We start from the raw sequence: 18,384 nt of genomic DNA, 5'->3' as shown, positions 1-18,384 counted from the left end.
TCACACCCTGTGACCAATGCTTCCGAAGTCGCCGGATGATCCTGCAAAATACGCGTGTTGAGTGGTTTTTAAGTGATTCAGCCCGGTTTATATTGCAGAAACAGAGAGTGGGAGACATGGGATGACGGAACCGGACTGGTTGACCCTCGGTCGAGAAGTACAGGCTATCGCCCAGAACGGGCTGACCTTCACGACGAATCCTTACGATATTGAACGTTATCACCGACTGCGTGACATCGCTTCGGACCTTCTCGCCATTCAATCGGATGAGGATGCGACGGTCCTGCGTCGCCTGCACGCGCGGGAGAGCGGTTACGCCACGCCCAAAATTGATGTTCGGGTCGCTGTTTTTGATAAAGAGGGACGTATCCTCCTGGTGCGGGAGACATGTGACGCGGGTCGCTGGACGCTTCCGGGCGGGTGGGCCGACGTCAATCTCACAACCGCTGAAAACGCCGTCAAGGAAGCGCGGGAGGAAAGCGGCTATGACGTCGCCCCCGTCAAGCTTGCCGCTTTGTGGGACCGCGCCCGCCAGGGCCATCGACCGGAGGTCTTCAGTTGTGCCAAAATATTCTACATATGTCGCCTTCTGGGTGGGGTCGCGCTGCAGAATACGGATGAAACGTGCGGGACGGGCTGGTTCACACGGGATGAGATTTCGACTGACCTCTCTTTCGATCGTGTCCGGATGCACCAGATAGAACGTATGTTTGACCATCATCAACAGCCGGATTTGATGACGGATTTTGAATAAGGCAGCAACGGGGCGTCACCGCTTGCGAGAGGGGCTGAATCATGCGGAAGGCACAGGTCAACGGGTCAATGGATGCGTCACCCCGGGCGATGATCGTCCTCCCGCGTCGGGAAGGGTATGCATCTGACCAGGCGGGGGCCATCGCGTTGCTGGTCTCCCGACTGGCGCAGGCGGATGATATCGTTGTGGGTATGCCGATCAACGGGCCTGTCCTGCCCGGCGGGCAGTTTGAAGCGGTGCCGGAACTGGGTCTACCCTGGCGATGGGCGCGGGAAGGGGTCCGCTACCGCATGGGCGTGCAGCAACTGATCAAAAAATTCCGCCCCGACCTCATTGAGGTGCATAACCGTCCGGCCATGGCCCACGCTTTGGCGCGGAGTGGCCTGCCCGTCAGTCTCTTCCTGCATAACGACCCTCAGGGCATGAAGGGCGCGCGCACCCCGGCACATCGTGAGGCCCTGATACGAAAAGTACGGGTTGTGACAGTCTCACGCTGGTTGCGGAAACGTTACCTTGAGGATGTTTATACCGGGGATGTCGAGGTCCTCCCCAATTCGCTTGATCTCGGGGCCCTGCCGCCGCGCCCGGCGGAGAAAGCGCCGATCGTGCTTTTTGTGGGGCGTGTCGTGGCGGATAAGGGGGCGGACCGATTTGTGCAGGCCTGGGGCCATGTGCGCAAGCAGGTGCCGAACTGGCGCGCCGTCATGGTCGGCGCTGACCGATTCCGCTTTAATGCCCCGCGCACCAGTTTTGTAGACCGGGTGGAGCGTGAAGCGGAGGATTGCGGCATCACGATTGCGGGTTACCAGATGCATCAACAGGTGCTGGATATTATGGCCATGGCCGCCATTGTGGTTGTTCCCAGTCGATGGCCGGAGCCTTTCGGGCTGACCGCGCTGGAGGCCATGGCGAGCGGTGCGGCCGTGATTTCCTCCGGCAGTGGTGGCTTGCCGGAGGTGGTGGGTGATGCAGCCCTCACCGCCGCGGTGGATGCACCGGAAGAGCTGGAGGCGGCGCTGCTCAGCCTCATGCAGGATTCTCACAAACGCGCGAATTACGCGGCACGTGGGCTTAAGCGCGCCCAGTTATTTGATACACATCCCGCCATTCGCCGCTTGCAGGCGCTGCGACTTAAAATGGTCAACAGGGCAGGGACGCCTGCCACACCCTGACAGATGGGAGTGTCAAAAATTGAAAACCGCCTCCAAAATCCTCAGAACAGGTCTCGCTTCCGCCATGGCGATGGGGATGATCTTCGCTTATCCGCAGCATGGCCGGGCGCAGTCCGATGCTGCGTCAGCTTCATCATCCAGTGATCACGGCCAGGATTTGCTCGACCGTATGGACGCGGCTGAGACGCGCTTCCATGACAAGGCTTCAAGCTGGAAGAAATCCAATCACGATTGGAAATCAAAAGGTGCTGACTGGCAGAAAGCGCAGAAACAGCGCCTTAAGGAGGCGGGCGACCGCCTGAAATCGAAATGGTCCTCAGATAAGGAAAAGCTTGTCGGAGATGCGGACCGTCTGAAGGAGAAGTCCGCCGCCTTGTCTGAAGCGCGGAAGAAAAGAGTCGAGGCAGGGCGTCAGCGCATCAAGGATTGGCAGAAATCCCGTCAGCGCCATGACCGGAAACTCAGCAATTTCGTGTCAAAAACAAAGAAGGATTTCAAAGATCTGTCGCATTAACCTGACGCAGATCCCGGAAATTCAAGGTCGCGTGGTTTCAGTGTCCTGACGGGCGGAGAAGATTTCTCGAAGCCGCGCGGCCTGTGTCCTTAACGTTTCTTCTGTCAGATCCGGCAAATGCGGGATGGCGGCGCAGGGAAGGGCCCCGCCAAAATGCAGGATAAGTTCCGCATCATCGGCGTGGGGCGTGCCATTCATCACGATCCCGGCAATCGGGAGCTTCCGCCTGCGCAGGGCTTCCAGACTCAAAAGCGCGTGATTGATGCTGCCTAGCCCCGTCCCGACCACAAGGATGACGGGCAATTGGCATATCGCGATGAGATCGATCATGAGCTGCCCGGCATTGAGCGGCACCATAAGTCCCCCAGCCCCTTCAATCACGAGAGGGCGTTTCGTGGCTGGCAGGGAGATGCGGGTTAAATCGACATGTGCCCCCGTGCGCCGCGCCGCGCTCCAGGGCGATAAAAGGGCATCAAATTGATAAAGGGGCGCGTGACAGCGTTCAGGCGGTAATCCTGTCAGGGCGGCCACGTCGGCTGTGTCGCCAACATCCTCGGCAAGGCCGGTTTGCAAAGGCTTCCAGTAATCGCCATCAAAGGCCAGCGTCATCAGGGCCGAGACGAGCGTTTTGCCCACACCCGTACCCGTACCAGTGATAAAAAACCCGGTTCTTCCGTTTTCATCAGCTTTCATACCGCGCCTCCTGCGCATGGAAGATGCCGATCGCGACATCATAGGTCATGGATGCACCCGCCTGATCGAATAATGTCAGGATATGCGACAGCGCCTGGGGGGAGAGAGGGCGCTTCGCAATGCCGGAGGGTGCCGCGCCGATACGTCTGATATCCCGCAAAAACTGCCGCCCGCTCCTGACAGGGTCGGTCAGGCAATAAGCGGTCCACGTCGCCTCGCCATCCTGCGGAAATTCCGCTTGCAAACTCGGCAGTGACGGCCATGGGCCGAAACCCGCGGAGATGCCAGCGGCGGCGCAGGCTTCGTGCCATTCCCGAAAGCTACCTTCGGCAAGCGTCGAGAATGCCATGACTCCCCCATCTCCCAGAAGGCGGCGAAGTTGCCGGAAACTCTCCCGTCGATTTTGAAACCATTGCACGCAGAAATTGGAGCAGATCAGGTCGAAAGACGGGGCCAGGCTGGGGCGTTCACCATCCATTGCGATGCAGGTGACCCGTTTAGAAGGATATTGCGTGCGCAGCTTCTCGCGGCATCGCGCCAGCATATCCCGGGAGAGATCCGTCACAATCAGCTCAGATTGCGGGAAGAGGTCAAGCAGCGCCGTCGTCATCAGCCCCGTACCGCTGCCAATTTCGAGAATGCGCCGCGGAACTGCGCGTGCGGCGTAAATCCCGGCGAGCTGGTCGCGCAATAATATCGCGGTCCGCGCCTGAACGCGCGCGGCTTCATCGTAAAGTGTGGCGCGGCTAAAACCCCGCGCAATGTCAGACGGGTTCATGGATGTAAATCGTCAAGAATATTTCTGATAAAACGGGCGCATAAATGTGGCTGGGTGCGGGGGAGCACATGGTCCCCCTCCGCCCATGCAAGATGATGGAGATTTTCAAAACACGCGCGAGACAGGGGGGGCGGCACGAGCGGATCATCCGATCCGGCGAGCGCATAAAGGGGCGGCGTCATGATGCGCGCCTGATATCTGGCGTCACAGGCGGCGAGGTCGGCGAGGCCCGACATTAATCGATCCGAAACTGGATCATTGAAGGTGCCAGTGTCGCCAATATTTTTCCGAAACAGGGTGATGACATCGTTTGGCGCGGTGGCGAGGCGACGTGACATGCGCGCAAGAATGGCGGGCGCCTGACCAAGCGGGAAGTCTTCGCCGCGTGTGAAGCGGGTGAAGCTGTTGATCAGAATGACGGCCTGGCAAAGGGTCAGGTTCTGTTTCAGAAACCACAGCCCGCCGGCGGAATGCCCGATGGCGATAAAAGGGCGGGTCGGTAGGGCCAGGCAGGGCGCAGCGCCAAAATAACCGGCTTCAAGCTTTCTGACGGTGCGTGGCGTCAGAAGGGAGGCGACATCATCCCATAAGGTGGCGTCATAGCCCCAACCATGCATCAGGACCAATTCAGGCGCTTCACCTGCATTTTCTTTTGTGCGATCAGAATGGTGGCCTGTCATCGGGTGCCGATCACATCATGATGGATGTCGATCAGTTTCTCGGCGCAGATGCGCACATCCTCCCGCGTCATTCCGGCATGAAGGGCCAATCTCAGTCGAGCCGTGTGGCTGGGAACGGTCGGTGGTCGGATGGCGGTGGCGTAGATATTCTCCTTCCTGAGTCGGGCCGCGATTTCGAGGGCCGCCTCATTATCGCCGATCATGAAAGGAACGATTTGCGTTAATGAGTCCCCTGTCGCCATTCCGGCTTCGTGAAGCTTCTGTCGCAGAAATGCCGCCATGGCGGCCACATTTTCCCGTTCCGCCGTCAGGTCTGGCAGGAGATCAAGCGCCGCGTCGATGGCGCCGAGGATCGGGGGGCAATGGCCGTGCTGTAGATAAAAGAGGCGCAATGATTGATGAGCCAGTCACGCAGGGTTTGGGACGAAGCGATGAACGCCCCCATTGATCCCATCGCCTTGCCACATGTACCGAGGATGAGGTCAGGCTTGACCGCACTGGCGAGGCCGCATCCCGCCTCCCCGAGAATGCCGGTCGCGTGGGCGTCGTCAATGTAGAGAAAAGCGTCGTAACGATCCGCCAGCAGACGCAAATCCGCCAATGGCGCGCGGTCGCCATCCATGGAGAAGACGCTTTCCGTCACGATGAAACGCAGCCCCTTTGAGATGGTGTCGCGTTTCAAAAGATCCTGAAGGTGATTGACGTCATTATGACGAAACCGCTTTTGCCTCACCCCCGCCGCATTGCACGCCAGATGGAGGCTGGCGTGATTGAGCCGGTCCATATAGACGGAAGGTGCCTCGCCGGTCGCTTCCATCGACAGGCTGAGTAAGGCCGATAACACGCCGATATTTGCCTGAAATCCGGATGGAAACAGCAAGGCGCTCTCGGTGGATTTGAGCGTGGCAAGTTTCGACTCAACCTGCTCATGCGCGGCGAGTGTGCCGGAAACGAGGCGGGACGCGCCCGCGCCACTGCCATATTCGTGCGCCCACAAAGCCGCGCGGGATGCCAGCGCCTCGTGGTGGGACAGGCTGAGATAATCATTGCTGCGGAAATCACATAGCCGCGCCGCATTTGTGACGGGAGCGGGGTGCGCTGGCAGCGCCTGCCGAAAGAGCCCCGATTTTTTCCGCTGCGCAAGCGATTTCTGGAAGATAGGGTCGAAACGAGACATGTGCCCTCGTGACGCTAACCGCCCCTCTTGTCAATTCCCGCCCCGGAAATGGCGAAGGTGCGGCGTTTTGACCTCATTTCCGTACGGCGGTAAAGGGGTTGTCAGTTCCCCCTGATATGGAAGTGACTCGGCTTATGGCGCGTCCCGGCGGCAATCACCTCTGGTTGCCTTATACGCAGATGCAAACCACCGCACCGCCTCTGACGGCCGCACGCACGGCGGGCACGTCGATTACCCTGGATGATGGGCGCCAGCTGGATGACGGTGTCGCCTCCTGGTGGACGGCGTGCCACGGTTATAACCACCCGGAAATCGCCGCTGCCGTACGCCGCCAACTGGACGAGATGCCGCATATCATGCTGGGCGGGATGGTCCATCGCCCGGCATTGGAATTGTCAGAGGCGCTTGCGACGTGCCTGCCCGGCGATCTGGATCACGTTTTCTTCTCCGAATCCGGTTCCGTCGCGGTGGAAGTCGCCTTGAAAATGGCGATTCAATATTGGCTCAATAAAGGGCAAATGGGTAAAACGCACATTCTCTCTTTCACCGGGGGCTATCATGGCGACACCCAGGCCACGATGGCGATTTGTGACCCTGAGGAGGGCATGCACCATCTCTTCACGGGGGTTCTGCCGCGCCAATATGTACAGCCCCTTCCCGTCACGGCTGAGGATGAGGCGGCTTTAGAGCATTTACTTCAGCAATCATCCAATGACATGGCGGCCATGATTGTGGAGCCGTTGGTACAGGGGGCGGGGGGCATGATTTTCCATCCGCCTTCCATTCTCCGAAAATTGCGTGACCTCGCCGATCGCTATCATGTCCTGCTGATTTTTGATGAGGTCTTCACCGGGTTCGGCCGGACGGGCACGATGTTCGCCTGTGAGCAGGCGGGCGTGATCCCGGACATTATCACTTTATCCAAAGCCTTAACGGGTGGTACCATGGCGCTCGCCGCGACGGTGGCGCGGAAGCATGTCTTCGAGGCCTTCCTCTCGGATGACCCGAAAGCGGCATTGATGCATGGCCCGACTTTTATGGGTAATCCACTCGCCTGCGCCGCTGCCTGTGCGTCGCTCGCACTTTTCCGCCATCAGCCCCGTCTGGTGCAGGTGCGGCGGATCGCAGAAATCATGCAGCGTGAATTGGAAAAATGCCGGGATTTACCCTTCGTACGCGATGTCCGGGTCCTCGGGGCTATCGGCGTCGTTGAAATTGAGACGATTGAGGATATGAACCGGCTTAAAGCAGCATTCATTGCGTCAGGCGTATGGATACGTCCGTTCCGCAATATTATTTATCTGACGCCAGCCTTCACCATGGATGAGGCCACATTATGCCGCCTGACCGACGCGGTTTATGATGTGGTGCGGGCGGGGGCCTTCAGGAAATTGCCGTGACGTGTCGACGGCGCGTAAATCACACGCTATCGACGCGACCAGGGCGCGCATAAAAGGCGGGTCACCCCGCCTTTTATAACGTCAGATACTTATTTTTCCCGGATCTGGAAGGAAAGTCCCTGCGCGCCCGCAGCCAGATGCGCGCCGCGTGTGGCTGAAGTGAATTTGACTTTGACGCCGTTACTATTGCTCATGACCGCGCCGCCAATGCCGCGGTCAAGTGTGGCATCACCATCGAGCGCGGCATAGCCGCCGTCGAAATCATGCAGATTTTTGAGGTTATAAACTGTGCCTGCCGCGGTAATTTTTGAGAACCCGACAGCTGCGATGTTTCCGCCAGAAACTTTGAAGCGATAGGTGCGCCCCTTATAGGTCAGCTTACCTTCGCCCCAGGTGAAGCCAATCCCGATATCCGCGGATTTCGCCTCGAGTGAAAAATGACCCACCGGCTTCCCGAGAGCATCCGGGGCCGCATGGGCGGGTGATGAAAATGCGACAATTGATGTCGCTGCGATGGCGCAAATGGAAGAGCTGAATAAACGGCGTGACATTGAGCGCATGATGAATGTTCCCTTCAGAAACATGACATGATGAATGGCTTAACACGGCGTGATACGATATATTTTACGATACGGCGTGTTGCCGTGATAAAATAAGATAACAGGGTCCGCCGATCAGGGCGTTACATCGTCCCCTCCATTCCCGGTGAGAGACCCATGCTGACACGCCCCCTCGACGCATGACGGAAAATCTATCACGATGTTTGACCGGGCGGAAGTCTCATCCCGTTCGGTCCACAATGGGTAGTCAAGTCACAAATTGAAAAATGGACTGAGGGGCGCGGCTTTGCCCGACATGCCACAATGTCAAAGCCTTGTTGGCCCAGCTACCATCAGTGATCCGATGATCATTCAACAATCACGGAATATTGATCACATTGCGAAGGACTCCTGATGACAGGTCGCCTTCCACCCTTCGCCCGAATCGGGATTTTGATTTTACTTCCCGGCACTTCTCAAACGTTGCCTGCCACCATCGGTCATCCGGGCGCCGAAGGAGGGGGGCGACGCGATTCACCATTTTACGCTCTGTCAATCAACTGGCGCGCGACGCGCCTGAGCTCGACAATCGTCGGGACGGTCATAACCTTTGAAGCACCACGCGCACCATCTGACGACTGTCGCGCTCGGAAATGATGGGAAGTAATATCCTCTGCGCACATTATGTCCACTCGCAATTAAGCAGGGTGGTCATCTGTCGAGAGAACGAGTCCTAACGGCTTCGTTATTTTACGAAAACAAATTTTAAGAAGCGAATCGGATTGGTATCCAAAGCGTATATAAGAAAGACATTGAGGTTCAACAGCTTAGGGAAAAACCGGATTCTAAAAAAACCATCCGTTAGGAAACTGAGTCCTTAATGGGCTGTTGATGACTCCTCCATATGCTGTCGAAGACGCTGGGACGTGTCGACAGACAACCCATTTGCAACCGCTTTAACCGGATGACCGCCATGACTATTTCGACTGACCGCTTTAGGAAGCAGGACGAGCCGACGACATCGCGTCAGAATGACGCGCCCGCCCAGACGGATCATCACGAGCCGGAAAGTCCTTTCCGCGTTTCGGTGGAACTCCATGGCGAAGCCTGGAATGAGTTGGATCAGGTTTTATGATCCGGGCCGTCAGATCTCTTGATCACGGTCGCCTCCACCAGACATGCATCGATTATGTGCGCCGCGCTTATATTACCGCCAATATAGTGGTAAACTGGGCGCGCGTCTTCTCATCGCTCTGAAACCGACTGAACCTCTTCCTCACGCTGTGTCGTGATTTGCCTGAAGGTTGTCGCTACCCTCTTATAACGGGCCAAGCGTCTTCAGCCTGCGTCCCGGGAGACGAGATGCGCGTTGGAGATCGTGTCATCTGCACGCCACCACCAGCATTGTGACCGGGCACGGTCAAGCTGCGGCAGAACGTCCTCAACCGGGCCGGAAATCGTCACGGCATTCGTCTCTGTCTCACGCAAGGTCAGTTGATGGCAGATCAAATCCGGCATGTCGGCTTCGAGGAAGCTATTGAGTTTGGCCATCAGGAGAGCGGCCATCAGCTCCGTCGTCGGGTCACCGGGTGTTACGACGATCCGTTGGTAATTTTCCGGCTCGTGCGTTGCAAACCAATCAAGAAGTTTATCGCCCTGACCCAATTGAAGCGCGTGGTCAAGCCGTGTGTCGATAAAATGGTGCCAGCGGCGCTTCACATCCGCGAACGCCGCCATCATATTGCGCTGACCATCCAACGCGGTGGCGTTGCGTGCGCGGATTGAGACCGTCACAAATTCATTATGGCCGTGCGGGATGGCGCACCGAGGCGCGGCATCACTCAGTAGACGGTGCCCCATGGAGAAACGTCGGGTGAATTGCAGCTCAAGCATCGACGTAATCCTGCCATCCGCGTGCCCGTAATTCACATGCCGGGCAGGTGCCGCATCCGTAACCCCACGGGTGATGATGATCGCGATCCCCTAAATAACAGGAATGGCTTTCCTCTCGGATCAGCGACACGAGCGCATCGCCCCCGAGCTCCCGTGTGAGGGTCCAGCTTTCCGCCTTATTGATCCACATCAAAGGAGTGTGGAGGACGAACCGCGTTTCCATACCGAGATTCAGGGCGACCTGTAACGCCTTGATGGTGTCGTCGCGGCAATCCGGATAGCCGGAATAATCCGTCTCACAAACACCGGTGACGATATGGCGCATGTCACGCCGCACAGCCAGCGCCGCGGCGTAAGTAAGGAAGAGAAGGTTGCGGCCCGGGACAAATGTGCTGGGCAGGCCGGATTGCGTCATCCTGATTTCTGCCTCTCGCGTCAGGGCCGTCTCTGACAGCGCGCCCAATGTTCGGATATCCAGCACATGATCCGGTCCGAGGCGGGCGGCCCATTCCGGCTTCAGGTGCGGCATGCGTTCTCGCAATTTCAGGCGGCATGACATCTCAACAGCATGTCGCTGGCCGTAATCAAATCCCACCGTTTCAACACGGTCATAGTGGTGCAACGCCCAGGCAAGACATGTCGCGGAATCCTGCCCGCCTGAAAATAAAATGAGAGCGGCATTATCAGAAAGCATCAGGGGATACCGATCAGCTTATGCGTCTGAAGGGAGAGGCGCCATTGAGGATGCGTCCGACAATAGGTAATTGTTTCCGCAAGATGCTCTTCATAATGCGGTCCATCCATCGGCTGAAGAAAGAAATGCCGGAACGCCCAGTCGGTAAAACGCGCAGGGTCCATATTTTCCTGGGGGAAGATCAGCTTCAACTCATCCCCACATGTTTGGATTGTCTCAGGACCGGGTTTCGGGCTGATGCAGATCCAGTCAATTCCGTCAGGCGCGAGGATCGTGCCATTACTTTCGATGGCGATCTCAAATTGTGCGCGGTGCATGGCGTCGATCAAATGGCGGTCGAGTTGTAGGAGCGGTTCCCCACCCGTGAAGACGACGTAACGTTGCGCGCGACCGGCCCCCGTTTCATCCCAGATTTGCGAGATGACACGGACCAGATTTTCCGCATCCGCGTAGCGCCCACCATTGACACCATCCGTGCCGACAAAGTCCGTGTCACAGAATGTGCAATCTGCCTGAGGACGTTGCGATTCAAGCCCGGACCATAAATTGCAGCCCGTAAAACGGCAGAAGACGGCCGCGCGTCCCGAATGCGCACCTTCCCCCTGCAACGTCGCAAAAATTTCCTTAACAATGTAGGCCATGCACGCCATGTCGGTGAGGCGCGCGCAATATGCAAGAAAAAAATCAGTTGCGAGGTGCGGAATTCGCGTCGCAAGCGTGCACGAGCTCCTCGTGCATGGAGATTTCGAGCATCGTCAGGACGCCGCCGCGGCGAGAGCGGTTTCCAGGCGATCAAACATGGCCGCATCGCCGGGCGTGCCCAGACGAAGCCATTCGGGCCTGTTGCGGAAACGTCGCGTCGCCACACCCTGCGCGGCGCAGCAGCGCCAGAAATGCCCCGCGCGCGGATGTGAGAAGAGCGAAAAGAGCGGCGTGCCACCGACAAAGCTGAATCCGACCCGTGCCATCATCTCGCGCAATTTCTCGGCATGGATCTTGAGTTTATCCGCCATTTTCAAGCGCCATGCCGCGTCTTCCAGCGCGGTGATACCAATGTGCAGGGCTAGACCATGGATCGGCCACGGCCCCAAAGCTGTGGCGAGACGGGACAATACAGGGTGCCGGCCCAACGCGAAGCCAAGACGCAGCCCCGCCAGCCCATAGGCCTTACCGAATGAGCGGAGCATCACAACCGCCGGATTTTCCAGAAGTGTCGCGAAGGGCGTCGTTTCGAAATCCGCGAAAGAGGCATCAATGATCAGCGTGCCGCGACGCTGTTCAATCCGCGCAGCATATTCCTGCAATTCGTTGAGGGTGCTTCGGCGACCATCAGGGTTGTTGGGACGGCACAGGATAGAGGCGCATCCGGGCTCGATAGAGCTTGTCAATAGGTCCGCACGGGCCGTGCAGGCAATACCCGCGCCGCGCCAGCTTTCCTCATGCCCGGTATAAGTCGGTGTTTCCATATAGACGCACGGCGGGCGCAGGAGGTAGGGGAGGAGGCCGATAATGGCCTGCGTGCCCGGCGCGGCGACAATCAGGCTGGCGTCACATCCATAGGCTTTGGCGGCGGCTTGGCGCAGTCGTGCGAGGCTCTCTGCCTCCGGCAGGGCGCAGAGCGCTTCCTCAGGAAGGTCGTGAAGCGGATAATGAAACGGATTGACCCCCGTCGATAAATCGTACCACGGTAAGGGCGCTTCGGGAAAAGCACGCTGAAAGGCCAGCACGGACCCGCCATGCGCGCCGAAAGCGCTGATATCAGGAATGTCCGCATCATGATGCATGTGACGCCACCGCACGACCTCTATGTTTGACGGCCAGGTCACACTCTGGGCCGCGCTGATCGCCTGTTTCCTGGACGCGATGTGGGGCTATCCGCAAGCTTTATTTTGTCGCATCGGGCACCCCGTCACGTGGGTCGGGGCGCTGATCACCTTCCTGGAGGCGCGGCTCAACACCCAGCCCGTCTCGGAAAAAAAAGGGCGGTGGCGGGGCATGATGTGTCTCGTCGCCATCATCATGCCAGCCGGGTTTCTCGCCAGCCTGTTGGAATGGGGGATTGTGCATCTCTTCCCCGTGATGGCGCAGCCCGTGCTGCTCGGACTCTGCGCGGCGCCTTTTATCGCGCAGAAAAGTCTTTGGCGCCATGTATCGGATGTCGTACAGGCGCTGTCGCACCAGGGGCCCGCGGCGGGGCGTCGCGCTGTGTCGCACATTGTGGGGCGAGACGTGCGCGCGTTGGATGAAAGCGGCGTCGCGCGCGCCGCGATTGAAAGTCTTGCCGAGAATTTTTCCGATGGTGTCATTGCGCCGCTTTTCTGGTTTCTTATGGCCGGGCTGCCGGGCCTGGTCATCTATAAGGCCGTGAATACGGCGGATAGCATGATCGGCCATCTTAATGATCGATATCGGGATTTTGGTCGGGCTGCCGCGCTGACAGATGACGTCCTGAATGCCATCCCCGCGCGTCTGACGGCCATTTTCATGGTTCTCGTCGCAGGGAATTATACGGCGTCATGCCGTGCCTTGCAGGTTGCGCGGCGGGAGGGGCCGCGCCATCGGTCCTTTAATGCCGGATGGCCGGAGGGCGCGATGGCGGGGGCGCTCGACATCCGCCTCGCCGGGCCGCGCTGCTATGACGGCGTGATGACGGATGATCCTTTCCTCAATTCGGCCGGGCGGCATCCCGCGGCGCATGATGTTTCCCGGGCCTTGCGCCTCTACGGGCGCGCCTGTGTCCTCTTCGTCACGATAATTGGATTGCTGTGCGCCGCCGCCACACGTTAAATATGCCCGCCCCGTTGTCTGGATTTCCAAAAGGGGACTGAATTTTTGACGTGAGGGTTATATGTCGTCCGTGGCGTTTTCTGCCGATTTCATAGGGGAGCTTGATCAATTGCTCCGGTGGCGGCGGGATGTGCGGCATTTCAAGCAACAAGCTGTGCCCGAACCCATTCTTCAGGACCTCCTGCATCGCGCCTCGATGGCGCCCTCCGTCGGGCTTTCACAACCATGGCGGTTTATCCGTGTCGAAGATAATGACCGCCGCCTGGCAATCCACCGGGAGTTTGAACGTTGCAATCGCGCCGCCCACGCGGAATTTCCCGCGCGTGATGCAGAGGAATATGCGCGCCTCAAATTAAGCGGTTTACAGGACGCACCCCATCATATTGCCGTTTTTTTTGTCCCGGAACCGGCACAGGGGCGAGGATTGGGGCGCCGCACCATGCCGCAGACGGTTGAATGGTCCACGGTTATGGCGATTTATAATTTCTGGCTGGCGGCGACGGCGCGGGGCATTGGCGTCGGCTGGGTGTCCATCCTTGACCCCGTCATGACAGGGCAGATCCTGGATGTTGACCCTGATTGGGAAATGATGGCGTATCTTTGCGTCGGATATCCAACGTCACCTTCTGAAATGCCGGAGCTGGAAAAGAAAAACTGGGCGGCCCGACATCCGGACCGGTCTCGATGGATTTACCGGTAGGTTGGATGGGCCTGCTGCCTAGCGCGCCCGGCGAAGCAGATCATCAAGGTTGAGATGCGCCTCAAGGTGATCCGCAAATCTGTCCAATATATCATCCATCACAACCGATTTATCCGGCTGCGTCGCCGCCCGCCCGATGCGCGCGAGGAGGGATTGCCGGGCGACGTGCGTGTCAAAGAGCCCGTGCACATATGTTCCGAAGACGCGTCCATCGTCCGTTTGCGCGCTGCTTGCTGAAGAGGCAGGGGCGGCGATCAGTTTCTTATGGCGGCCTGTCGGGGATGTTGTGCCACAATGGATTTCGTACCCCTCAAAAACCCCCGATTTACGGCCCTTTCCATCCAGAATATCGCCCTGCACGGCGATGAGCGATTTTTCCCGCCGGATCACCGTGTCGACATCCAGCAACCCAATGCCGGACGCCTCTGCAACCGGCGACTCCACGTGGTCCGGGTCACAAATGGTGCGACCTAACATTTGATACCCACCGCACAAACCCCATACATGCCCGCCGGCGGCAACATGACGGCGGATGATTTCATCCCATCCGGCCCGTTTTAGCGTGGTCAGATCCTGAATCACGGATTTGGAGCCCGGCAGGATGATAAGGTGGGATCGCGGCACATGCGGCGCGATTTGGGTGCTTCCATCAACCCGGACGAGGCGTATATCGAGATCCGGCTCATCCAGCAGCGGATCAAGGTCATCGAAATTGGCGATATGCGGCAGGATGAGCACAATGATATCCGCGACGCCCGCGCGGTGTGAAATCGATTCGAGGGAAAGACTGTCTTCCGCAGGAAGACGGCGCAAATCGGGGAAATAGGGCACGATCCCCAATCCATCCCACCCCGTATGGTGTGAAATGGTCGCCATCCCCGCAGCGAAAAGCGACGTGTCGCCCCGCATTTTATTGACGATAAAGCCGCATATCTGCGCGGCATCATCCGGGGCCATGACGATTTTGGTGCCGACGAGGTTCGCGATGACGCCGCCGCGATCAATATCCCCGGCAAGGATCACCGGCAGATCCGCCGCGCGGGCAAAACCCATATTGGCGATGTCGTGTGCCCTGAGATTGACTTCTGACGCGGCGCCCGCCCCTTCCACCAGAATGAGGTCACATTTCTCGGCCAGGCGGTTGTAGCTCTCCATAACAGGCCCAAGCAGATCGCGTTTGACATGTTGATAATCCCGGGCGCTCATCTGCCGCCAGATCTTTCCTTGCAGGATGATCTGCGCCCCCGTCTCCGCCGTGGGTTTGAGGAGGACGGGATTCATATCTGTTTCAGGCAGGGCGCGGCAGGCAAAGGCCTGCAGGGCCTGAGCGCGGCCAATCTCCCCGCCATCGAAGGTGACCGCCGCATTATTTGACATATTTTGCGGTTTGAAAGGCAGGACTCGCAGCCCCCGCCGCGTATAGGCGCGCGCCAGTCCCGCAACAAGTGACGACTTGCCGACATTGGACCCTGTGCCCTGTATCATGAGCCCGCGCGCACGGGTGGGGCGGCCCGATCCCGACCTTTTGCCGGTGGGTGCGCTCAATATTCGATTCCCTCCTGCGCTTTGATCCCCGCATGGAAAGGATGTTTGACAAGGGTCATTTCAGTGACGAGATCGGCCGCCTCGATCAGGTCAGCCGGTGCGTTGCGCCCGGTGGCCACGACGTGCTGCATGGCCGGACGTTTGGCCAATCCGCTCAGGACGTCCTGGCAGGTAAGGTATTTATAGCGCAACGCGATATTGATCTCGTCAAGGATGACAAGGCTGATCTCGGGGTTGGACATCGCATCCTGCGCCAGTTTCCAGGCGCGTGCACAGGCGGCGATGTCACGCGCCTTGTCCTGCGTGTCCCATGTGAAGCCTTCCCCCATCGGGTAAAAAGCGATCTGCTCCCCGAATTTCTGGAAGGCGCGGTGCTCCCCCGTATCCCACGCACCTTTGATAAACTGAATGATCGCCACGCGCCGCCCATATCCGGCGCTGCGCAGGGCCATGCCGAAGGCGGCGGTGGATTTGCCTTTCCCATTGCCCGTATGGACGATCAGCAGGCCCTTCTCCCGATCATTTTCCGCGACCATACGGTCCTGCATGGCTTTGCGTTTCTGCATCTTGGCGCGGTAATGCTCTGCCTCATCTGACATGAATTTCTCCTGATGATGGATCTATTTGATTTTTAAGGGGTGGCCCGCGACCAGCATGTAAAGATGATTGGCCATGCGGGCGAGTTTCTGATTCATCTCGCCCGCTTCATCCGCGAAGCGGCGCGCGAGCGCGTTTTCGGGCGTGATGCCGAGTCCAACCTCGGAGGACACAATAAAGGTGGGCGCTACCCGCCTGCTGAGCATCTCACAAAGTTGCGTTGTTTCATTTGTAATATGACGGTCTGCATGGAGGAGGTTGCTGAGCCAGAGAGTCAGGCAATCCAGCAGGACGGGCTCATCCGTTTGAAGGGCGCTTTCCAGCGATAAAGGCGCCTCGATGGTCTCCCATCCCGCGCCCCGCCGCGCCTGATGCCGGGCGATGCGCGCGCGCATGGACGCGTCGAGGGCCTCCGCCGTGGCGATATAGCGCCAGGGTGGGGGGGCGCGCATGATTAAACTTTCAGCAAAGGCACTCTTGCCGGAACGCGTGCCGCCAATTACCAAAGTAAATGTCATGGAAGTTAAAGCTCTGCTTTCTGTGACGTGAAATGACGCCGCGCGTCCGGCGGGGGCTGTATCACAAATATATCTTTCAAAAGCGTCTGAGGTGCGATGTCCATTTTTCCTTCTCTCGCTTCTGTTCAGGACGCGCTGAATAATCTTTCCCGAGCTGATGATGCGGCGATGTCTGCCACTGATCAACGGGAGTCCAGATTGATTAAACCGCCAGGTAGTCTCGGACGTCTTGAGGATCTGACGCAATGGTATAGTGGCTGGCGCGGGACAAAACTCAATCGCCGTCATATCATTGTTTTCGTCGGTAATCACGGTGTCGTCGCGCAGGGCGTGACGCGCTGGCCCTCCGACGTGACAGCGGCAATGGTTGATGCAGCGCGTCAAGGGCGCGCCGCGATTAATCAGCTCGCTACCAGCGTGGATGCCACGTTGGATGTCGCACCGGTGCATGCATTAGAATCCACCGCGGATATGACATCGGCACCCGCCATGACGGAAGAGGCATTCCTCTCCGCCATTGACGAGGGGTTCCAAGCCGTCTCGCCACGATGTGACCTGCTTGTCTTTGGGGAAATGGGTATCGGCAACACGACCGTCGCGGCGGCTTTATCCGCCGCCATGTTCGGGGGGGAAGTCGCATCCTGGGTCGGGCGTGGCGCGGGCGTTGATGATGCGGGTCTCTCGCTTAAAATCGACGCGGTGCGACGTGCGCTTGACCTGCATTTGCCGCGTATCGGAACACCACTTGATTGTGCCCGTCGATTGGGAGGGTATGAAACGGCGGCTGTCCTGGGGGCGACCCTGGCGGCGCGGCAATATCGCATCCCCGTCATTCTCGATGGTTACGTCGTCACGAGTGCTGTTGCGCCCCTTTATCAGATGAATCCCAAGGCGCTGGATCATTGCCGCCTTGGCCATATATCGGCAGAGCCGGGACATCAGCGCCTCGCAAAGGCTTTGAACCTGGACCCGCTCCTTGATCTCGGCCTGAGGCTGGGGGAGGGGACCGGGGCGGCTTTGGCAATACCGCTTTTGCGGGCAGCGCTGGCCTGCCATACAGGGATGGCGACGTTTGATGAAATGGGCATTAAGGATGAGTCAGTGTGAGTAAACGCACGGAGGAATTCAGGTCAGCTTGGATGCTCTTGACGCGCATTCCCCTTGCACGCGACCGGTATGGCCGCGAGGAGGCCGGGGGAAACGCCGCGCAAAAGACCGTAACCGCATCACCTGCCGAGCGCGTGCCTTTGGCGAAGACGGTCTGGGCCTGGCCGGTCATAGGCGGGCTGATTGGGGCGTTCTCCGCCCTGCTGATTTTAGTGCTCGTGCTGGCGGGTGTTGATCTGTCTCTGGCGGTGCTCTGGGTCGTCGCGGCGCAATTCCTTATAACGGGCGCGCTTCATGAAGATGGGTTGATGGACGCGGCGGATGGTCTGTTCGGCGGGCGAAACCCTGAGCGCCGTCTAGCCATCATGCGGGACAGCCGGGTCGGGAGTTTCGGCGTCCTTGCCGGTGTCCTCGCAAGTTTGGGCAAATGGTCCGCTTATCTCGCGATCTGCCGGACAGCGTCCTTCGACATGGTCCAGACCGTGCTTGCCCTGGCCGCTGCGGCGGCATTCGGGCGTCTTGGGATGGTGCAGGTTCTGTCCCTGTCGAGACCAGCCCGGTCAAATGGCATGGCCAGCGGGATCATCGTCGCGAAAGATAAATGCGTTCCGCCCATACTGATTTCCCTGGTCATCGGACTTGGCGTCGGGGTGATACCGACCGCGATGGCCCTTTTGGCAAGCGGGCTCCTGGCGATGGGGGTCGCGCGTTACGCGCAACAAAAAATTGGCGGTTATACAGGTGATATCCTTGGTGCGACCGCCATCATCATTGAGCTCGCCACCCTCACAATCTACAGCGCCACAGGGGGCGACTGTCTATGAGGGGGCGCGGCG

Annotated in this window: 20 protein-coding genes and 1 pseudogene; 9 read left to right on the top strand and 12 right to left on the bottom strand. The window is 58.6% G+C overall.

Features of this window, described 5'->3' with window-relative positions:
- Positions 1-121 precede the first annotated feature (121 nt).
- From CGLAMM_RS03365 to CGLAMM_RS03355, 3 genes are read left to right on the top strand one after another with little or no spacing between them, the layout of a single operon-like run.
- Positions 122-754, top strand: a complete 633-nt coding sequence (locus CGLAMM_RS03365; RefSeq protein WP_394819314.1) for an NUDIX hydrolase — start codon at positions 122-124, stop codon at positions 752-754.
- Positions 755-795: 41 nt separating this feature from the next.
- The gene (locus CGLAMM_RS03360) at positions 796-1,926 is read left to right on the top strand and encodes a glycosyltransferase family 4 protein (RefSeq protein ID WP_394819315.1); all 1,131 of its coding nucleotides are present in this window, start codon (positions 796-798) and stop codon (positions 1,924-1,926) included.
- A gap of 19 nt (positions 1,927-1,945) precedes the next feature.
- Entirely contained in the window at positions 1,946-2,440 is a 495-nt protein-coding gene (locus tag CGLAMM_RS03355) for a hypothetical protein (protein WP_394819316.1), read from the top strand.
- A gap of 21 nt (positions 2,441-2,461) precedes the next feature.
- Here CGLAMM_RS03355 and bioD read toward each other — a convergent pair whose 3' ends face one another.
- The 4 genes and pseudogenes from bioD to CGLAMM_RS03335 form a co-directional block, all read right to left on the bottom strand.
- Positions 2,462-3,133: a dethiobiotin synthase gene (gene bioD, locus CGLAMM_RS03350; protein ID WP_394819317.1), complete on the bottom strand. Its 672-nt coding sequence runs from the start codon at positions 3,131-3,133 to the stop codon at positions 2,462-2,464.
- The gene (locus CGLAMM_RS03345; RefSeq protein ID WP_418115335.1) at positions 3,123-3,911 is read right to left on the bottom strand and encodes an L-histidine N(alpha)-methyltransferase; all 789 of its coding nucleotides are present in this window, start codon (positions 3,909-3,911) and stop codon (positions 3,123-3,125) included. Before CGLAMM_RS03345 ends, bioD begins: the two co-directional genes overlap by 11 nt.
- Positions 3,908-4,591, bottom strand: a complete 684-nt coding sequence (locus CGLAMM_RS03340; protein ID WP_418115334.1) for an alpha/beta fold hydrolase — start codon at positions 4,589-4,591, stop codon at positions 3,908-3,910. Before CGLAMM_RS03340 ends, CGLAMM_RS03345 begins: the two co-directional genes overlap by 4 nt.
- Positions 4,588-5,768: pseudogene (locus CGLAMM_RS03335) on the bottom strand (aminotransferase class I/II-fold pyridoxal phosphate-dependent enzyme). The gene CGLAMM_RS03340 and the pseudogene CGLAMM_RS03335 overlap by 4 nt, the downstream one beginning before the upstream one ends.
- 116 nt (positions 5,769-5,884) lie before the next feature.
- On the opposite strand from CGLAMM_RS03335, the gene CGLAMM_RS03330 reads away from it, so the two are divergent.
- A complete protein-coding gene (locus tag CGLAMM_RS03330) occupies positions 5,885-7,168 on the top strand; it encodes an adenosylmethionine--8-amino-7-oxononanoate transaminase (protein ID WP_418115333.1) in 1,284 nt (427 codons plus the stop codon).
- 89 nt (positions 7,169-7,257) lie between these two features.
- Here CGLAMM_RS03330 and CGLAMM_RS03325 read toward each other — a convergent pair whose 3' ends face one another.
- Positions 7,258-7,719: a hypothetical protein gene (locus CGLAMM_RS03325; RefSeq protein ID WP_418115332.1), complete on the bottom strand. Its 462-nt coding sequence runs from the start codon at positions 7,717-7,719 to the stop codon at positions 7,258-7,260.
- Positions 7,720-8,680: 961 nt separating this feature from the next.
- Between CGLAMM_RS03325 and CGLAMM_RS03320 the strand changes: the two genes are divergently transcribed.
- Positions 8,681-8,842, top strand: coding sequence for a hypothetical protein (locus CGLAMM_RS03320; protein ID WP_394819322.1), 162 nt, complete (start codon positions 8,681-8,683; stop codon positions 8,840-8,842).
- 203 nt (positions 8,843-9,045) lie between these two features.
- Here the strand turns inward: CGLAMM_RS03320 and CGLAMM_RS03315 are convergent, their stop codons facing one another.
- The 4 genes from CGLAMM_RS03315 to CGLAMM_RS03300 all read right to left on the bottom strand — a co-directional run bounded on the left by CGLAMM_RS03315 (position 9,046) and on the right by CGLAMM_RS03300 (position 12,078).
- The gene (locus CGLAMM_RS03315) at positions 9,046-9,600 is read right to left on the bottom strand and encodes a 6-pyruvoyl trahydropterin synthase family protein (protein WP_394819323.1); all 555 of its coding nucleotides are present in this window, start codon (positions 9,598-9,600) and stop codon (positions 9,046-9,048) included.
- Positions 9,593-10,294 carry a 7-cyano-7-deazaguanine synthase QueC gene (queC, locus tag CGLAMM_RS03310; protein WP_394819324.1) on the bottom strand — a complete coding sequence of 234 codons (702 nt, stop codon included), beginning with the start codon at positions 10,292-10,294 and terminating at the stop codon, positions 9,593-9,595. The genes CGLAMM_RS03315 and queC overlap by 8 nt, the downstream gene beginning before the upstream one ends.
- Positions 10,294-10,935, bottom strand: coding sequence for a 7-carboxy-7-deazaguanine synthase (gene queE, locus CGLAMM_RS03305; RefSeq protein ID WP_394819325.1), 642 nt, complete (start codon positions 10,933-10,935; stop codon positions 10,294-10,296). The genes queC and queE overlap by 1 nt, the downstream gene beginning before the upstream one ends.
- Positions 10,936-11,049: 114 nt before the next feature.
- A complete protein-coding gene (locus CGLAMM_RS03300; protein ID WP_394819326.1) occupies positions 11,050-12,078 on the bottom strand; it encodes an aminotransferase class I/II-fold pyridoxal phosphate-dependent enzyme in 1,029 nt (342 codons plus the stop codon).
- A gap of 22 nt (positions 12,079-12,100) precedes the next feature.
- Here CGLAMM_RS03300 and cbiB point away from each other — a divergent pair, with 22 nt between their 5' ends.
- Together cbiB and bluB are read left to right on the top strand one after the other, a co-directional pair.
- Positions 12,101-13,081 (top strand): adenosylcobinamide-phosphate synthase CbiB, encoded by a 981-nt coding sequence (cbiB, locus tag CGLAMM_RS03295; RefSeq protein WP_394819327.1) that lies wholly within the window; start codon positions 12,101-12,103, stop codon positions 13,079-13,081.
- A gap of 61 nt (positions 13,082-13,142) precedes the next feature.
- The gene (gene bluB / locus CGLAMM_RS03290; RefSeq protein ID WP_394819328.1) at positions 13,143-13,781 is read left to right on the top strand and encodes a 5,6-dimethylbenzimidazole synthase; all 639 of its coding nucleotides are present in this window, start codon (positions 13,143-13,145) and stop codon (positions 13,779-13,781) included.
- 18 nt (positions 13,782-13,799) lie between these two features.
- Here the strand turns inward: bluB and CGLAMM_RS03285 are convergent, their stop codons facing one another.
- From CGLAMM_RS03285 to cobU, 3 genes are read right to left on the bottom strand one after another with little or no spacing between them, the layout of a single operon-like run.
- On the bottom strand, positions 13,800-15,266 hold the full coding sequence (locus CGLAMM_RS03285; RefSeq protein ID WP_394819723.1) for a cobyric acid synthase: 1,467 nt from the start codon (positions 15,264-15,266) through the stop codon (positions 13,800-13,802).
- Positions 15,267-15,322: 56 nt separating this feature from the next.
- Complete coding sequence (gene cobO, locus CGLAMM_RS03280; protein ID WP_394819329.1) at positions 15,323-15,925, bottom strand: cob(I)yrinic acid a,c-diamide adenosyltransferase; 603 nt, start codon at positions 15,923-15,925, stop codon at positions 15,323-15,325.
- A gap of 21 nt (positions 15,926-15,946) precedes the next feature.
- Positions 15,947-16,441 (bottom strand): bifunctional adenosylcobinamide kinase/adenosylcobinamide-phosphate guanylyltransferase, encoded by a 495-nt coding sequence (gene cobU / locus CGLAMM_RS03275; RefSeq protein ID WP_394819330.1) that lies wholly within the window; start codon positions 16,439-16,441, stop codon positions 15,947-15,949.
- A 96-nt stretch (positions 16,442-16,537) separates the two neighbouring features.
- Between cobU and cobT the strand changes: the two genes are divergently transcribed.
- Both cobT and CGLAMM_RS03265 read left to right on the top strand, forming a co-directional pair.
- Positions 16,538-17,548 (top strand): nicotinate-nucleotide--dimethylbenzimidazole phosphoribosyltransferase, encoded by a 1,011-nt coding sequence (cobT, locus tag CGLAMM_RS03270; protein WP_418115331.1) that lies wholly within the window; start codon positions 16,538-16,540, stop codon positions 17,546-17,548.
- Positions 17,545-18,372 (top strand): adenosylcobinamide-GDP ribazoletransferase, encoded by an 828-nt coding sequence (locus CGLAMM_RS03265; protein WP_394819331.1) that lies wholly within the window; start codon positions 17,545-17,547, stop codon positions 18,370-18,372. The genes cobT and CGLAMM_RS03265 overlap by 4 nt, the downstream gene beginning before the upstream one ends.
- Positions 18,373-18,384: the final 12 nt, after the last annotated feature.

Origin of the sequence: Sorlinia euscelidii, assembly GCF_036452135.1 — a bacterium.
GTDB lineage: Bacteria > Pseudomonadota > Alphaproteobacteria > Acetobacterales > Acetobacteraceae > Sorlinia > Sorlinia euscelidii.
This window is presented reverse-complemented; position numbering and strand designations above follow the sequence as displayed.

Excerpts from the sequence above, each read along its gene's own strand:
- CGLAMM_RS03365 (WP_394819314.1), top strand. The coding sequence starts at position 122 with ATGACGGAACCGGACTGGTTGACCCTCGGTCGAGAAGTACAGGCTATC.
- CGLAMM_RS03360 (WP_394819315.1), top strand. The coding sequence starts at position 796 with ATGCGGAAGGCACAGGTCAACGGGTCAATGGATGCGTCACCCCGGGCG.
- bioD (WP_394819317.1), bottom strand. The coding sequence starts at position 3,133 with ATGAAAGCTGATGAAAACGGAAGAACCGGGTTTTTTATCACTGGTACG.
- CGLAMM_RS03345 (WP_418115335.1), bottom strand. The coding sequence starts at position 3,911 with ATGAACCCGTCTGACATTGCGCGGGGTTTTAGCCGCGCCACACTTTAC.
- CGLAMM_RS03340 (WP_418115334.1), bottom strand. The coding sequence starts at position 4,591 with ATGACAGGCCACCATTCTGATCGCACAAAAGAAAATGCAGGTGAAGCG.
- CGLAMM_RS03330 (WP_418115333.1), top strand. The coding sequence starts at position 5,885 with ATGGAAGTGACTCGGCTTATGGCGCGTCCCGGCGGCAATCACCTCTGG.
- CGLAMM_RS03325 (WP_418115332.1), bottom strand. The coding sequence starts at position 7,719 with ATGTCACGCCGTTTATTCAGCTCTTCCATTTGCGCCATCGCAGCGACA.
- CGLAMM_RS03320 (WP_394819322.1), top strand. The coding sequence starts at position 8,681 with ATGACTATTTCGACTGACCGCTTTAGGAAGCAGGACGAGCCGACGACA.
- CGLAMM_RS03315 (WP_394819323.1), bottom strand. The coding sequence starts at position 9,600 with ATGCTTGAGCTGCAATTCACCCGACGTTTCTCCATGGGGCACCGTCTA.
- queC (WP_394819324.1), bottom strand. The coding sequence starts at position 10,294 with ATGCTTTCTGATAATGCCGCTCTCATTTTATTTTCAGGCGGGCAGGAT.
- queE (WP_394819325.1), bottom strand. The coding sequence starts at position 10,935 with ATGGCCTACATTGTTAAGGAAATTTTTGCGACGTTGCAGGGGGAAGGT.
- CGLAMM_RS03300 (WP_394819326.1), bottom strand. The coding sequence starts at position 12,078 with ATGCATCATGATGCGGACATTCCTGATATCAGCGCTTTCGGCGCGCAT.
- cbiB (WP_394819327.1), top strand. The coding sequence starts at position 12,101 with ATGTTTGACGGCCAGGTCACACTCTGGGCCGCGCTGATCGCCTGTTTC.
- bluB (WP_394819328.1), top strand. The coding sequence starts at position 13,143 with ATGTCGTCCGTGGCGTTTTCTGCCGATTTCATAGGGGAGCTTGATCAA.
- CGLAMM_RS03285 (WP_394819723.1), bottom strand. The coding sequence starts at position 15,266 with ATGATACAGGGCACAGGGTCCAATGTCGGCAAGTCGTCACTTGTTGCG.
- cobO (WP_394819329.1), bottom strand. The coding sequence starts at position 15,925 with ATGTCAGATGAGGCAGAGCATTACCGCGCCAAGATGCAGAAACGCAAA.
- cobU (WP_394819330.1), bottom strand. The coding sequence starts at position 16,441 with ATGACATTTACTTTGGTAATTGGCGGCACGCGTTCCGGCAAGAGTGCC.
- cobT (WP_418115331.1), top strand. The coding sequence starts at position 16,538 with ATGTCCATTTTTCCTTCTCTCGCTTCTGTTCAGGACGCGCTGAATAAT.